General features: G+C 65.9%; 15 protein-coding genes. 6 read left to right on the forward strand and 9 right to left on the reverse strand.

Translation table 11 applies throughout. From position 1 onward, the window contains the following. The first annotated feature begins 32 nt into the window (after window positions 1-32). Entirely contained in the window at window positions 33-362 is a 330-nt protein-coding gene (gene trxA, locus C8258_RS12585; RefSeq protein ID WP_030514055.1) for a thioredoxin, read from the forward strand. A 238-nt stretch (window positions 363-600) separates the two neighbouring features. Next, window positions 601-1797 carry an N-acetylmuramoyl-L-alanine amidase gene (locus tag C8258_RS12590; protein ID WP_036507426.1) on the forward strand — a complete coding sequence of 399 codons (1197 nt, stop codon included), beginning with the start codon at window positions 601-603 and terminating at the stop codon, window positions 1795-1797. 82 nt (window positions 1798-1879) lie between these two features. On the opposite strand, the gene C8258_RS12595 is transcribed toward C8258_RS12590, so the two are convergent. The 9 genes from C8258_RS12595 to rpmH all read right to left on the reverse strand — a co-directional run bounded on the left by C8258_RS12595 (window position 1880) and on the right by rpmH (window position 8762). Next, a complete protein-coding gene (locus C8258_RS12595) occupies window positions 1880-2620 on the reverse strand; it encodes a hypothetical protein (protein ID WP_036507428.1) in 741 nt (246 codons plus the stop codon). A 192-nt stretch (window positions 2621-2812) separates the two neighbouring features. Beyond that, window positions 2813-3814 carry a ParB/RepB/Spo0J family partition protein gene (locus tag C8258_RS12600; RefSeq protein ID WP_106955326.1) on the reverse strand — a complete coding sequence of 334 codons (1002 nt, stop codon included), beginning with the start codon at window positions 3812-3814 and terminating at the stop codon, window positions 2813-2815. A 4-nt stretch (window positions 3815-3818) separates the two neighbouring features. Next, window positions 3819-4820, reverse strand: a complete 1002-nt coding sequence (locus C8258_RS12605; protein ID WP_233225054.1) for a ParA family protein — start codon at window positions 4818-4820, stop codon at window positions 3819-3821. Window positions 4821-5127: 307 nt separating this feature from the next. Next, the gene (rsmG, locus tag C8258_RS12610) at window positions 5128-5874 is read right to left on the reverse strand and encodes a 16S rRNA (guanine(527)-N(7))-methyltransferase RsmG (RefSeq protein WP_106955327.1); all 747 of its coding nucleotides are present in this window, start codon (window positions 5872-5874) and stop codon (window positions 5128-5130) included. Between the two features lie 87 nt (window positions 5875-5961). Continuing rightward, the gene (locus C8258_RS12615) at window positions 5962-6534 is read right to left on the reverse strand and encodes a protein jag (RefSeq protein WP_233225046.1); all 573 of its coding nucleotides are present in this window, start codon (window positions 6532-6534) and stop codon (window positions 5962-5964) included. 43 nt (window positions 6535-6577) lie between these two features. Beyond that, window positions 6578-7726, reverse strand: a complete 1149-nt coding sequence (gene yidC / locus C8258_RS12620; protein WP_106955328.1) for a membrane protein insertase YidC — start codon at window positions 7724-7726, stop codon at window positions 6578-6580. Window positions 7727-7730: 4 nt separating this feature from the next. Then, complete coding sequence (gene yidD, locus C8258_RS12625) at window positions 7731-8096, reverse strand: membrane protein insertion efficiency factor YidD (RefSeq protein WP_106955329.1); 366 nt, start codon at window positions 8094-8096, stop codon at window positions 7731-7733. After that, complete coding sequence (rnpA, locus tag C8258_RS12630) at window positions 8093-8533, reverse strand: ribonuclease P protein component (RefSeq protein ID WP_106955330.1); 441 nt, start codon at window positions 8531-8533, stop codon at window positions 8093-8095. Before rnpA ends, yidD begins: the two co-directional genes overlap by 4 nt. Before the next feature lie 85 nt (window positions 8534-8618). Further along, complete coding sequence (gene rpmH / locus C8258_RS12635) at window positions 8619-8762, reverse strand: 50S ribosomal protein L34 (protein ID WP_006550910.1); 144 nt, start codon at window positions 8760-8762, stop codon at window positions 8619-8621. 612 nt (window positions 8763-9374) lie between these two features. Here rpmH and dnaA point away from each other — a divergent pair. The 4 genes from dnaA (at window position 9375) to C8258_RS12655 (ending at window position 15469) form a co-directional block, all read left to right on the forward strand. Next, on the forward strand, window positions 9375-11381 hold the full coding sequence (dnaA, locus tag C8258_RS12640) for a chromosomal replication initiator protein DnaA (RefSeq protein WP_369974748.1): 2007 nt from the start codon (window positions 9375-9377) through the stop codon (window positions 11379-11381). An 831-nt stretch (window positions 11382-12212) separates the two neighbouring features. Next, window positions 12213-13382, forward strand: coding sequence for a DNA polymerase III subunit beta (dnaN, locus tag C8258_RS12645; protein WP_106955332.1), 1170 nt, complete (start codon window positions 12213-12215; stop codon window positions 13380-13382). Between the two features lie 166 nt (window positions 13383-13548). Further along, entirely contained in the window at window positions 13549-14784 is a 1236-nt protein-coding gene (recF, locus tag C8258_RS12650) for a DNA replication/repair protein RecF (protein ID WP_106955333.1), read from the forward strand. Between the two features lie 112 nt (window positions 14785-14896). Beyond that, window positions 14897-15469, forward strand: a complete 573-nt coding sequence (locus tag C8258_RS12655; RefSeq protein ID WP_106955334.1) for a DUF721 family protein — start codon at window positions 14897-14899, stop codon at window positions 15467-15469. Window positions 15470-15653 lie beyond the last annotated feature (184 nt).

Genomic DNA, 15653 nt, shown 5'->3' on the forward strand with positions numbered 1-15653 from the left:
TCGCGTCACCGCACACCGCTAGGAGTTCCGCCATGTCCGAAACAGCCACCAAGACCGTCACCGACGCCACCTTCGAACAGGATGTGCTCGGCAGCGACAAGCCGGTGCTCGTCGACTTCTGGGCCTCCTGGTGTGGCCCGTGCAAGATGGTCGCACCGGTGCTGGAGGAGATCGCCGCGGCGCACGGCGACAAGCTCACCGTGGCGAAGGTCGACGCCGACGCCAACCCCACGAGCTCCCGCGACTACGGTGTGATGGCATTGCCGACGATGATCCTGTTCTCCGGCGGTAAGGAGGCCAAGCGCATCGTGGGTGCCAAGGGTAAGGCCGCGCTGTTGCGCGAACTCGAGGGCATCATCTGAGTTCTCCCGGTCGAGGCCCCGGGTCAGGGTACGTCGCGAGCGTGCCCGGTCCGGGGCCCCGATGCGGTTTCACCAGGAGGCACTCCGGGACCCGATGGCTGTGTACTATTTCGGCACCCGGAGAATTGCCGAAATACGGCTCGGGTCTGAGACAATCGACCGACGCTCCGGTCGTGCGAGGGTGTGTGCCATCGCATAAGTGGGTACCCGGGTTGGCGGAAGGAAAGGGCTCTCACGCATGCACCGACTTCGTCACGGCGATACTGGTCCAGCCGTCGCTGAGGTCCGGAGCACCCTGGCAAGTCTCGGATTCCATCCACACCCGCACGGGACCGACCGGTCCGGTGGGCAGGGGGAGTACTGGAAGGACTCCGACGCCGTCTTCGATCGTGAACTCGATTCGGCCGTACGCGCTTTCCAGCAGCAGCGCGGCCTGTTGGTCGACGGCGTCGTCGGACCCGCCACCTATCGCGCGTTGAAGGAGGCCTCCTATCGCCTCGGCGCCCGCACCCTGATCTATCAGCTCTCGGCGCCGCTGTACGGCGACGACGTCGCCACTCTGCAACGCCGCCTGCAGGATCTGGGCTTCTACGTTCATCGCATCGACGGCTATTTCGGCCCGCACACCCACGATGCGCTCACCGCCTTCCAGCGTGAGATCGGCCTGTCCGCCGACGGCATCTGTGGTCCGGACACCCTGCGTTCGCTGGAACTGCTCGGCGCGCGGGTCACCGGTGGCAATCCGCATCGCATCGCCGAGGAGGAGGTCGTCCACCGGGCCGGCCCGCAGCTGACCGGGAAGCGCATCGTCATCGACCCCGGAATGGGCGGCGAGGACAAGGGTTTGGCCGTGCCGACGGAATTCGGCGACGTATACGAATCGGAGATCCTCTGGGATCTGGCGAGCCGCCTGGAGGGCCGGATGGCCGCCACCGGCATGGAGACGTTCCTGTCCCGCCCGTGGGGTGCCAACCCGACCGACGCCGAACGCGCCGAGACCTCGAACACCTTCGATGCGGATCTGATGATCTCGCTGCGCTGTGCGGCGAATCTCAGTTCGTCCGCGGGCGGTGTGGCCAGTTTCCACTTCGGGAATTCGCACGGTTCGGTGTCGATGATCGGCCAGGTGCTGGCGGGATTCATCCAGCGTGAGATCGTGGCACGAACCTCGTTGCAGGACTGCCGCACCCACGCCCGCACCTGGGACCTGCTGCGACTGACGAAGATGCCGACCGTCCAGGTCGATATCGGATACCTGACAAACGATTACGACGCCTCGGTATTGACCAATCCCCGGATGCGCGATGTGATCGCGGAGGCCATTCTGATCTCGGTCAAGCGGCTGTATCTGCTCGGCCAGGACGATCAGCCCACCGGCACTTATACCTTCGCCGAGCTGTTGGCCGAGGAATTGGCCGCGGCCGATCGGATGTAGGTCCCGAAATACCACAGGAAGGCGCCCCCGGAATTCGATCCCGGGGGCGCCTTCCTTTTCCTGTCAGTGGCCCTTTTTCGTGTCAGTGGCAGGGAACGCCCGGCTGGGCCTGCATGGCGGCGGCGGCCAGCAGCTGGTCCAGAGCGCGCTCGACGTCTTCCTTCCACAGATGATCGCTGTCGAGTTCCAGCCGCAGGCGCGGGAATCGATGGTGTTGTGCCACCACCGAGAATCCGACGTCCTCGAGGAAGTCCGCGTCGATCATGCAGCTTTCGGGCGAACAGGCGCTGTTGGCCTTCTGCCGCGGGGCGGAGGCGATACCGTGCCCCGGCGAGTCGATGCGCTCCATGAAGAACATGGACCGCACTCCGCGGGCCGGCAGCGCGGTCGCGGCCGGATCGGTGCGAATTCCGAAGGCCTCGATCGCTCGCACACCTCGGCGCATCAGATCGCCGACGACGGCCTGAATCAACCGATGGGCAATATCCCCGTCATTGTGCGGCGGTTCGGCCCGCAGCGTGGTCAGCAGGACCGCATCCGGGCTCACGGGGGAGGTGGGGAACAATGCCGCGCGCGGCACCACACTCGGCGGCGAATACAGCGCACATCCGGCCGGCTGGCCGTCGACCACAGCGATCTGCCCGCAGGATCCCCATTCGAGCATCACCGTCGACAACCACGCCTCTTTTTCGAAGACGGGGTCGCTGAATTCCCGGGAATCTGCCGCCACGGCCGGGTCGATCTCCCAGAACACGCATCGACGCGCGTGCGCCGGAAGTTTGTCCAGTCCGCCGAGGGTTAGTGCGGTCACGCTGGTCGACACCGCTCTGCTCAGCCTCCAGCTTTCCGATTCATCTATGCTCACGCCGCATCAACATCTTCTCGCCAGCAAGAATATGCGATCAAAGCGAACGCCTCATTTCCCATCCCTTATCGATCGCGGCACATTCGGATCGGCGCGAAAAACAGCGGTGTCACAGTGACGTTTCTCGCCGAACCCCAGGGGTCTGTCTCGTCAGAGCTGTTGTTGCTCCATCAGCCCGACGATGCGCTCCAGATCGTCGACCGAACCGAACTCGACGACGATCTTGCCCTTCTTCTTGCCCATACTCACCGTCACCCTGGTGTCGAACGAATTGGCCAATCGCTCGGCGACCTTGTCCAACCCCGGTGCGTAAATCTGCCTCCGCTTGGGCGTCGGCTTCACTTCGTCTTCGGGGTAGCGGTTAGCGAGAGTGACGGCCTCCTCGGTCGCACGAACCGACAACCCCTCGGCGACGATGCGTTCGGCCAATCGCTCCTGCGCCTCGGCGCCCGCTTCCAACCCGAGCAGGGCACGAGCATGTCCGGCGGAGAGCACGCCGGCCGCGACCCGTCGCTGCACCGGAATCGGCAACTTCAACAGGCGAATCATATTCGTGACGACCGGTCGGGATCGGCCGATTCGGTTCGCCAGTTCCTCGTGGGTGACGCCGAATTCCTCCAGCAGCTGCTGATAGGCCGCCGCCTCTTCGAGCGGATTCAGCTGCACCCGGTGGATGTTCTCCAGCAGCGCATCGCGCAGCATGGCGTCGTCGGTGGTCTCCCGCACGATCGCCGGGATGGTCTCCAGGCCGGCTTCCTGGCAGGCTCGCCATCGCCGTTCACCCATCACCAGCTGATAGCGCGGAGTGGGGGAGGACTCCAGCACCCGCACCACGATCGGCTGCATCAGGCCGAATTCCCGCACCGAATGGACGAGTTCGGCGAGCGCATCCTCTTCGAAGACCTGCCGCGGCTGCTTCGGATTGCGCTCGATCTGTTCCGGCGGAATCTCCCGATACACCGCACCGGCACCCGATTCCTCGGCCGCATCGGGAACCCGATGCAGATAGGCCGACGCGGGATGCGGGCCGATCGGATCGAGTCCGATCACCGCATTGGCTGCCGCACTTCCGAGTCCCTGCACATCGGCAGGACCGGTCGGAATCAACGCGGCCAGTCCGCGCCCCAAGCCACCCTTCTTCGCCTGACTCATCGGCCTACCGACCCCTTTCCTGTGCTGCACCAGCCGTACCGACCGCAGCGCCTTCTTGGCCCGGCGTCGCTCGGCTCTGGACGACGGCCGAGCGGGCCGCGATCTCCCGCCCCGCGTCGAGATAGCTCATCGCGCCGCGGGAACCAGGATCGTAATCGAGCACGGTCATGCCGTAGCCCGGCGCCTCGGAAACCTTGACGCTGCGCGGAATCACCGAGCGCAGCACCGCGTCACCGAAGTGACCGCGCACCTCTTCGGCAACCTGGTCGGCGAGTTTGGTCCGGCCGTCGTACATGGTGAGGACGACGGTCGAGACGTGCAACTCCGGATTCAGATGTGCCTGCACCAGACCGATATTGCGCAGCAACTGGCCGACGCCCTCCAGCGCGTAGTACTCACACTGGATCGGGATCATCACTTCCTTGGCCGCCACCATCGCGTTGACGGTCAGCAGGCCGAGAGAAGGCGGGCAGTCGATCATGACGTAATCGATGTCGTAGCCCGCCAGGTTGGCCTCTTGGATGGCGGCTTTCAATCGGCCCTCACGGGCGACCATGGAGACCAATTCGATTTCGGCGCCTGCGAGATCGATCGTCGCCGGAATGCACAGCAGGCGTTCGTTGTGCGGGCTGCGCTGGATCGCGTCCTGCACCGAGATCTCACCGATCAGCAGTTCATAGCTCGACGGCACACCGGAGTGGTGTTCGACGCCGAGCGCGGTGCTGGCATTGCCCTGGGGGTCGAGATCGATGACGAGCACCGTCATTCCCTGCAGCGCCAGTGCGGCAGCGAGATTCACGGCCGTCGTCGTCTTGCCGACGCCGCCCTTCTGATTGGCGATGGTGATGATGCGTTGTTCGCGAGGCTTGGGGATGCTGAGCGAGCCGGGGTGCAGGACCTGGCTGGCGCGATGCGCCTCGGCCGCGATAGGGGTTTCGGCGGCGGAGATATTTCCGAATGCGGTCTTGGCGAATTCATCTCCCTCGAGGCCGCCGCTGTCCAGCATTCCGGGCACCCGGGATGTTGTTTCCCGTGAAACATTCGCCGGACGGTTCGACATACAGGCTCCTAACCCCGAGAACTTCAGACACGTGCCCAGGCAGCACCGGCGCCGCATGGCTCGAACAAGCAGAACGCGGAGCTGCCGGGAACCGCGAAACCGCGCGCTCACGCTCGACGACAACTAGCTTGCCAGCACCGGCCAGAATACGGAAGTTGAACCGCGGCAATCACTATGCGACACGCGCGGAATGACTCGTCGCGACCGCCGAATGCGGCTTCGCTGGGCGTTGTTTCACATGAAACAACGAAAGTTACTGTGCGCGTCGGGCGCGTCGATTCGCTTCCTTGTTCGCCCGCTTCTCCGCGCGCGGGACACGCTCCACGCTGAGCACCACGGTCGGCGGCGTCACGATGCCGACGCCGCATTCGAGGATCGCCGCGTGGCCGGCGCCGGCCCGCGCCAATTCCCCCCGATCGCGCTCGAGCTCCTCGGCGACGCTGGATCCCTTGAGTGCCAACATATGGCCGTGCTCGTGGATCAGCGGCAGGGACCACTTCGCCAATTTCCCGAGGGGAGCGACCGCACGAGAAGTCACGTAATCCGCGCCGCCCGCTTCCTTCCGGACGTCCGGCTGTTCGGCACGACCGCGGACCACGGTGATCTCGAGACCCGCCGATTCGACGAACTCCGCCAGGAACTTGGTGCGCCGCAGCAACGGCTCGACGAGTGTGATGCGCAGATCCGGACGCGCGATGCCGAGGGGAATTCCGGGAAGCCCGGCACCGCTGCCGATATCGACAACAGAGGCACCGAGGGGAATCAACTCGCCCAACACCGCACAGTTCAGGATGTGTCGATCCCAGAGTCGCGGCACCTCTCGCGGTCCGATCAGACCGCGTTCGACGCCCGCGGTCGCCAGCGCGGCGCAGTATTGCTCGGCCAGCGGAAGGCGATCGCCGAATACCTCGGCCGCCACCGCGGGCGGCGTCAGATCGACAGAGTCACCGCCGGGGGAGTGCTGAGGTGTGGCACCCGCGCCTCGTTCCACGTGAAACATCCTTCCGGACCGTCGAAATCCATCAACACAAAGAGTAGGGCCCCCGGTCCGATGAACCGGGGGCCCTACCTTACCCATTCGACATTCTCAGGCCGGGATCACGACCACGTGCCGGTTGGGCTCGACACCTTCACTCTCACTCGCGACACCGTCCACGGCCGCCACGGCATCGTGAACGATCTTGCGTTCGAACGGAGTCATCGCAGTCAGCGATTCGGGCTTACCCGACTCCGCCACGCGCCGCGCCGCCTCGGTTCCGAGCGCGCTCAACTCCTCGCGACGCTTCGCCCGCCACCCGGCCACATCGAGCATCAGGCGGCTGCGCACACCGGTCGCCTGCTGCACGGCCAGTCGGGTCAACTCCTGCAGCGCGTCCAGAACCTCTCCGCGCCGGCCGACGAGCTTCGACAGATCCCGCCCGCCGTCGATGCTCACGACCGCGCGGTCGCCCTCGACATCCAGATCGATATCGCCGTCGAAGTCGAGAACGTCCAGCAGCTGCTCCAGATAGTCGCCCGCGATCTCACCCTCTTCGATCAACGCCTCTTCGGCATCGGTCGGATCCGGTTCGGTCGCCTCGTCGCGGTCGTCCACCGCCGCCGCATCATCCTGCACACCGAGGGCCACAGTGGCGTCCCCTCCATCGGTCTCAACAGTCATATGTCGTTTCCTTCAATCTGAATCATCCGTCGTATCGGATCCGCTAGCGACGTCGCTTCTGATTCGCTCGACCTCTGTTGCCGGATCGCTTGCGATTACCCGGCCCCGGTGACTTACCCGACGAGCCCGACTTGCCGGAGGCCGAACCGGCCTTGGCCGAAGAACTCGTGGAGTCCGAAGTCGTGGAGGCGGCAATGCCGTTGGTCGCGGCCGCGGGCTTGTCCGCGTCGGCGGCCGACGTCTCGGCGGCGCCGGATTTCTTCTTGGCGGTCGGCTTGGCGCCGGGCTTCGGCGCGTTCTGCGCCTTCCGCTCGATCGCCTCTTCCTTCTTCTGCTGCTCTTCCTTGTCGATGCGCCCGAAGACCAGATGCTGCTGCCCGTAGGTCCAGATGTTGTTGGACACCCAGTAGAGCAGGATCGCGATGGGCAGGAAGGGGCCACCGACGACGACACCGAGCGGGAAGACCCACAGCGCCAACTTGTTCATCAGCGCGGCTTGCGGATTCGCCGCCGCCTCCGCGCTCTGGCGTGCCACCGAAGCGCGGGCGTTGAAGTGGGTCGCGAGGCCGGCGATGACCATCAGCGGAACCGCGACGACGACCATGTTCCACACATGCGGGATGCCGCCGAAATCCGCGTAGGCGTCCAGGGTCGCCTTGGGGGAGGTGATCGCGGCGGAGATCGGTGCACCGAAGATACGGGCGCTCAGGAACGACTGCACATCGTGCGCGCTGAACACGTAGTTCGGCGTCATCGCGTTCTGCTCGGGCGTCATGTGCAGCTGGCCGATACCGCTACCGGTGCGGTTGAACGACCGCAGCACGTGGTACAGACCGATGAACACCGGCACCTGAGCCAGCACCGGCAGACAGCCCATCAGCGGGTTGAAGCCGTGTTCCTTCTGCAGCTTCTGCATCTCGACGGCCATCTTCTGGCGGTCGTTCTTGTACTTGCGCTGCAGTTCCTTGATCTGCGGCTGCAGTTCCTGCATCTGCCGCGTGGTGCGCACCTGTTTGACGAAGGGCTTGTACAGCACCAAGCGCAGGGTGAACACCAGGAACACCACTGCCAGCGCCCAGGCGAACCCGTTGCTGGCGCCCTTGTCGAAATCTCCGAGTCCGAAGACGAACCCGAAGATCCGGTGCCAGAACCAAAGGATCCAGGACACCGGGTAATAGATGAAGTCGAGCACGGCTCTATGTACTCCCGTCGGTCGTGTCGCCGGTCACCGCGCGCGGCGACCCTTTACAAGACTTGTGTTCAGCCGCCTCGTCATGGGCCCGGCTCGTCTCGTGAGCCGCTTCGGCAGCAGCCCGTTTCCGTTCCGGAACCGGGTCCCACCCACCAGGGTGCCAGGGCGCACATTTGGCCAGACGCACGGCCGTCAATCCGAGACCGACGAACAGCCCGCGAGTACGCAGGGCCGTCACCGCGTACTCGCTACAGGTCGGGGTGAATCGGCACACCGGCATGCGGGTGGGGGAGACGTAGGTCCGGTACAGCTCGATCAGAAAGATCACGAGTTTCGCCGGAAGCCGCGTCACCACGCGCAGGCGGTTCATGACGCATCACTCGAAGCCACCCGCGCGGCGGAGGGATCGAAGGACATCTTCCGCAACGCGGAACGCAATTGCTGGTCCAGCTCCGCCGAAGTCGCGGTCGCGGCACCGGGGAGGGCGCGGATCACGACATCGGCCTCCGCCGGAAGGTCGGCGACGACCCCGGCGCAGATATGACGCAGGCGGCGGGCGACGCGGTGTCGTACCACCGCGGTGCCCACCGCCTTGCTGACGATCAATCCGAAACGAGGACCACCGAAGCGTGCGAGCGATCGGGCCGCCGCATCGTCGGACCTCGCGGCATCGTCGGAGCTCATGTCCGCCGATGCCGACGGCACCACCACATGCACGACGATGTCCCGTCTCCCGACTCGTCGGCCACGTCGCACCGTCCGGGAGAAGTCGGCACGATGATGCAGCCGGTACGGCTCAGGCAACACCCGAGTGTCCGAGCACGTAACGGGTGAACGGAAGCAGCGAGACGATCGACGAGTCAGGCATGGCGGCGATGCCGATGCCGTGCGATCAGGCCGTCAGAGAAGCGCGGCCCTTGCGACGGCGCGCCGACACGATCGCGCGCCCGGCACGGGTGCGCATCCGGAGGCGGAAGCCGTGGACCCGCGCACGACGACGGTTGTTCGGCTGGAACGTCCGCTTGCCCTTGGCCACGGTCAACACTCCTCGAGTTGGTGGGCGCCAGGCGGCGCCCGAAGCTGTTCGGTGAAACGTATGTGGTCGCGATGAAAACTGGTCTTCATCGGCACAACGCCCATTGCGTGGTGGTCCCGCTGGATCGACTATTCGACCAGGCAGCAGGCAGCCAACACCGCGTCAACGGGTGACTGTACGAGGGTACTGATCAGCCAGGAGAGGGTCAAACTCGGGGTCCCTCATGAGACGCCCGCCACTGAATCCGGGCCCGCGACATCCGTTCACCCCAGGCGACTCACCGTGCTGCCGCGACGCGCCGTGTGGACGGCGCACTCGTGAACCACCCTTGTCACAGCCACCGGAGACCCACTACGATTCATAGCTAGAAGATAGCTGCAGAAGCGCAGGTCCAAGCGCTGACCGGGGGGTTGTTGCAGCGAACCACGTATCATCCCAGTTCTCCACATCTGTGGATAATTGTGTGGAAAGACCCCTGGAGTGGCATATTCGTATGGCTGACGGCCAGGCATGTCAGTGGTCGCCGACCGTTGGAGCTCCTGTCGAGTTGCTCCGGGGAGGAAATAATACGTGGACGACGAGCAGAACGTGTTGACCGCGGTCTGGCCCGAAGTGGTCGCCGAGCTCACCGCCGGCTCCACCGACGGAGCCATCCCGCCGGTGACCAACGCCCAGAAGGCGTGGCTCGGCCTGGTCAAACCGCTCACGGTCGCACAAGGGTTTGCCCTGCTCTCGGTGCCTTCTTCCCTGGCCCAGGAGGCCATCGAACGCGATCTGCGCGAACCGATCCTGCGGTCGCTGGCCCGTCGGCTGGGCCCGCAGGTGGAGGGTCTCGGCGTCCGGATCGCCGCGCCGGCCAACCCGCCGCCGGACCGTCCCGGCGCCGGCGCCCGCCATGCTCGCCTCACCTCACGCCCCGAGCGGATGCGCGACAAGCCCCGCGAACCGGTCGGGTTCCCGGCGCCGCCGCAGTATCCCGACGCCGACGATTTCCCCACCCCACGCTATCTTTCCCCAGCCGACTACCAGGCTCGGACCGCCTATCCCCAGGGTGAGTATCCGTCCGCTCCGATGGCCGGGGAATTGCCGGACAGCCTCGGACCTTCCTCGCCGCTGCGCCGGGACCCGGAAGCGCATCTGCACGACGAAGCGCTGGTCCGGCATCCGGACAGTCTGCGGCGCGATCCCGACGATCTGCGCCGGGACCCCGACGCCTTCCGCCACGATCCGGACGCACTCCGGCGCGATACCGACGCCCTGCGGCGGGACGCCGACACGCTGTCCGGCCGGGACGGATTGCACGGTCCGGATTCGCTGCGGCGTGAGGCGGACGCACTGCGCCGCGACCACGAACTGCACCATCCACAGGAGGCGCTGCGCCGGGAGCCCGAGCCACTGCGGCACGACCAGGAGCTGCCCCGGACGGGCGGACATCCCGGACAGGAGTCGCTGTTCGCGCCGGAACCGGAGGTCGGACAGCGCCCGGGCGTGGCCGAGGACTCCGACGAACCGGTGGTGAGCGCACGCAATTCCTGGCCGACGTATTTCGCGAAGTCGCCCGAACCGCCGGCGCCGGCGCCCGCGTCGTCCTCGGCCAGTTTGAACGCCAAGTACACCTTCGAGACCTTCGTCATCGGCGCCTCGAACCGGTTCGCGCACGCGGCGGCGGTGGCGATCGCCGAGGCGCCGGCCCGCGCGTACAACCCGCTGTTCGTCTGGGGGGCCTCCGGTCTGGGGAAGACACATCTGCTGCACGCGGCCGGGCACTATGCCCAGCGGCTGTTTCCCGGGATGCGCGTCAAATACGTCTCGACCGAGGAATTCACCAACGACTTCATCAACAGCCTGCGCGACGACCGGAAGGTGGCGTTCAAACGCCGCTACCGCGAGACCGACATCCTGCTGGTGGACGACATCCAGTTCATCGAGGGTAAGGAAGGTATCCAGGAGGAGTTCTTCCACACCTTCAACACCCTGCACAACGCGAACAAGCAGATCGTCGTCTCCTCCGACCGGCCGCCGAAGCAGCTGGCGACGCTGGAGGAACGCCTGCGCACCCGGTTCGAATGGGGTCTGATCACCGATGTGCAGCCGCCGGAGCTGGAGACCCGGATCGCGATCCTGCGCAAGAAGGCGCGGATGGATCGCCTCGATGTGCCGCACGACGTGCTGGAACTGATCGCCAGCCGGGTCGAGCGCAATATCCGTGAACTCGAGGGTGCGTTGATCCGGGTGACGGCCTTCGCCTCCCTCAACGGCCAGCCGCTGGATCTGTCGCTGGCCGAGGTCGTGCTGCGCGATCTGATGCCGGACACCACGACCATCGAGATCACGGCGTCGACGATCATGGCCGTGACCGCGGAGTACTTCAACACCACGCTGGAGGAACTGACCGGTCCTGGTAAGGCCCGGCCGCTGGCTCAGGCTCGTCAGATCGCGATGTACCTGTGCCGGGAACTGACCGATCTTTCCCTGCCGAAGATCGGCCAGGCCTTCGGTCGCGACCACACGACGGTCATGTACGCGGAGAAGAAAGTGCGCAAGGAGATGACCGAGCGCCGCCGGGTCTACGACCAGGTTCAAGAACTCACAGCCCGAATCAAACAGCGCTCGCGCTGAATCCCTCCACAAGCCGATCCACCCGGTTGACCTGGGTGGATCGGCTTTTTCGTGTTGTGGATTCCTCGAGGAGTCCTTGTGGAGTCCTCGAGGAATCCCAGGTTTGTCCTCGAGGTTGCGCACAGTCGACGCGTGAGCCTGTGCACGCATTCGCTCACAGCCCTCGGTCCACAGTTCCCACAGCCGAATTCGTCCACGGGGTCCGAACTGCGAAGACGGCCGAATCGGCATGTGGATTCCTCGAGGACTCCCTGTCAGGTCCTCGAGGAATCCCCCGGTAGTGCACCGATCGGCACACACGTGTGTACAACAGGCCTCGAGCCATGGAAGAACTCGAGGATGGCTCGAGGATGGAGGTTGAACAGTTTTCCGGCCTCCACAGCGGCCCACCGTTCATCCTCGAGTCACCCGCCGGACATCCCCACGCCGCCACGCCTCCTGAACTGGGCGGACGGCCCGCGTCCACAGAATCCACAGTGCCTACTACTACTTCAGTTCTTCTTCTTTAGATTTCTTCTTGAAAACAGGGTGTGTGGAAACTCGGCTCGGGGACCGACGGATCGATTCGCGGCAGTCCACATCCGAACGGAGCAGCGAGCAGAACGGATCCGGCCCTCCGGCGACGACGCACCGGGTGAGGGGGTGACGTAGTCATCGCCCGCTTGCGCGGGTACGGTTTGATGTCGGTCGCCTGTGCCACACTGCGGTGCGTACGGGCGAGCCGTTCCGACCGCATTGCCGCGCGAACCACGCTGTTGTATGAACCACGCTGATCACCACGGCGTCGCACAGATCACGACCGATCGAGACTGGGAGAGGACATACCGAGCGATGGAGCTTGCAAGTATGAAGTTTCGGGTCGCTCGCGAGGATTTCGCGGAATCCGTCGCCTGGGTGGCCCGTAGCCTGCCGTCTCGCCCGCCCGTGCCCGTCCTGGGCGGTGTGCTGCTGGTGGCCGACGAGGACGGCCTCACGGTCTCCGGATTCGACTACGAGGTCTCCGCGCAGATGCGTGTCGCCGCCGAGGTGGCCGGCCCGGGACAGGTGCTGGTCTCCGGCCGCCTGCTGGCCGACATCACCAAGGCACTGTCCAACAAGCCCGTCGACGTCTCGGTCGACGGCACCCGCGTGCTGATCGCCTGTGGCAGCGCCAAGTTCTCGCTGCCGACCATGCCGGTCGAGGACTATCCCCAGTTGCCCGAACTGCCCCCGCAGACCGGTGAACTGGGTGTGGATCTGTTCTCCGAGGCCGTGGGCCAGGTGGCGGTCGCCGCCGGTCGCGACGACACGCTGCCCATGCTCACCGGTATCCGTGTGGAAATCGACGGCTCCCAGGTGGTTCTGGCGGCCACCGACCGCTTCCGCCTCGCGGTGCGGCATCTGGAGTGGCAGCCCGGTCGCTCGGATGTGGAGACCGCGGTGCTGGTCCCGGCGCGCACGCTCTCGGAATCGGCGAAGACGCTCGGCGCCTCCGATGCGCCCGTCCAGCTGGCCTTCGGCACCGGCACCGACGGACTGCTGGGGATCGTCAACGGCGGCCGCCGGACCACCACCCGGCTGCTCGACGCGGAATTCCCCAAGTTCCGCCAATTGCTCCCCAAGGAGCACACCTCGATCGCGACCCTCCAGGTGAGCGCGCTGATCGAGGCCATCAAGCGCGTAGCACTGGTGGCCGAGCGCGGCGCCCAGGTGCGGCTCGAGTTCTCCGATCAGGGTCTGCAGCTCTCCGCCGGTGGCGACGACGCCGGTCGCGCCGAGGAATGGCTGGAGGCCGAGTTCCGCGGTGAACCGCTGACCATCGCGTTCAACCCGGGCTACCTCAACGACGGTCTGTCGGCGTTGCATTCGGACCGGGTCACCTTCGGCTTCACCACTCCCAGCCGCCCGGCGGTGATGTGCCCGACCACCGATGACGAACCGGAACCGTCGGACTCCGGCGCGTTCGCGGCGCTGTCGAGCAACTACATCTACCTGTTGATGCCGGTTCGTTTGCCCGGCTGATCGATTCGATCCCCATGTTTCCCGCCTCGCCGGCCGCGATACGACCGGCGAGGCGGCATTCGTTCACTCCGACCTGTGGAGATGTTGATAAACCTGTGAAAAACCCCGGGCGCGTGTGCATTTCGACCCGTCCGTCACAAAGTGCCTGGTGACGGCGGGTTCAGCTATGCACATCCGGACGCTCACACTGCGTGATTTCCGCTCCTGGGAGCACGCCGATCTCGAATTACCCACAGGCAGAACCGTTTTCCTGGGGTCGAACGGCAACGGTAAGACCAATCTCGTCGAGGCCGTCGGATATCTGTCCACACTCGGTTCCCACCGGGTTGCCGGTGATGCCCCGCTGATCAGGTTGGGGCAGCAGCGATCTCGGATCGGCGCGACCGTCGTCAACGCCGGCCGCGAACTGCGCATCGATGTTGAGTTGAACCAGGGCTCCGCCAATCGCGCGCAGATCAATCGGTCGCCGGTCCGCCGCACGCGCGAGATCCTCGGCATCCTGCAGACCGTGTTGTTCGCGCCGGAGGATCTGGCGCTGGTCCGCGGCGACCCCGCCGAACGCCGCCGTTTCCTGGACGAACTGGCCACCGCCCGGCTGCCACGCTTGGCCGCGGTCCGTTCGGACTACGACCGCGTGCTGCGGCAGCGCTCGGCGCTGTTGAAAACGGCTGGACGGCAGGCTCGTTCGCGCGCCGGTGCGCCGGCCGAACTGAGCACCCTCGACGTCTGGGACGGACATCTGGCCGCACACGGTGCGGAACTACTGGCCCAGCGACTGCGGCTGGTGCACGAACTACACCCCTATCTCGAGCAGGCCTACCGGTCCATCGCACCCGAATCGCGGACCGCCGCCATCCGCTACCGCAGTTCCGCGCTGCCCGAGGAATTCCTGGATCCACAGCGTTCTCCACAGCCCGGGGATGTCGAGGCGCTGGAGGCGAATATGTTGAGCGAGTTGGCTTCCGCGCGCGGCAAGGAACTCGAGCGCGGCGTCTGCCTGGTCGGCCCGCATCGCGACGATCTGGATCTGATGCTCGGTTCGGCGCCCGCGAAAGGTTTTGCCAGCCACGGGGAATCGTGGTCGTTCGCCTTGGCCCTGCGACTTGGCGCCTTCGAACTGCTGCGCAGCGCGGGGACGGATCCGGTCCTGCTGCTCGACGACGTCTTCGCGGAATTGGATCGCCGCCGCCGCACCGCGTTGGCGGCGGTGGCCGCGGGCGCCGAACAGGTACTGATCACGGCCGCGGTGCCCGAGGACGTGCCGCCGGAACTCGAGGCGAATCCGGTCCGGGTCGAGACCGACGGCGTCGCGGACGGGCGGACCTCGCACATCGTCGAGCCGCCGTCCCTCACGGACGAGCCCCGTGCGGACGAGCCCACCGAAGGCCGGCACATCGGGTGACGCCGATCGGCGTCACCTGGGCCGAATTGCCCAGGGCACAAGGGGCGCGAGTTGTCGGACCCAGCGGCTAGCCTTGCCGCAATGCAGTGACAGGACGGGAAAGGAGTCGAAGGTGGCCGCAGAACCCGGGCGCGAAGACGGCTCCCCGCCGTCCGCCGGCCCCGAACCGGAACTGCGCGGTGTGGACCTGGCACGCCGTGCCCTGGAGGAGGCCCGCGCCGCGGCCCGTGCCAGCGGTAAGGCGGTCGGCCAGGGGCGAGCCTCACCGCGTAAGGGCGGGGTACGAGCATTGCGCCGCCGCTCCGGCTGGTCCGGTGCGCGGCCCGACGACCGGGATCCGCAACTGCTCTCCGCACTGACCGGATCGCTGGCCAAGAGTCGCGGATGGTCGGGAAAGGTCGCCGAGGGAATGGTTTTCGGCCGGTGGTCGGCCGTGGTCGGCGACGATATCGCGGCACATGCCGACCCGGTATCGCTCACCGACGGCGTGCTGAGTATCCAGGCCGAATCCACCGCCTGGGCCACCCAGTTGCGAATGCTGCAGTCGCAGATATTGGCGAAGATCAACGCCGCGGTCGGTCAGGGCGTGGTCACCTCGCTGAAGATCAGTGGTCCCGCCGCACCGAGCTGGCGCAAGGGCGAGCGGCATATCAAGGGGCGCGGTCCGCGCGACACCTACGGCTGATCCGGGTCCGTGAGTTTCACGTGGAACCGGTGCGGAGCATCGTCTTGTGCGGAACCACATCGGCGTAACTTCCCGGCGCGGGATCCGAGTGCCCGTCGCTGTCCGCTGAGGCTCACGGGAGCGGGTTCGCCTATAACCGGACCCGGTGGCGACCGATTTCACGCACTCACGACGCTCTCAGGGG

This window comes from Nocardia sp. MDA0666 (assembly GCF_003023875.1).
Lineage (GTDB): Bacteria > Actinomycetota > Actinomycetes > Mycobacteriales > Mycobacteriaceae > Nocardia > Nocardia aobensis.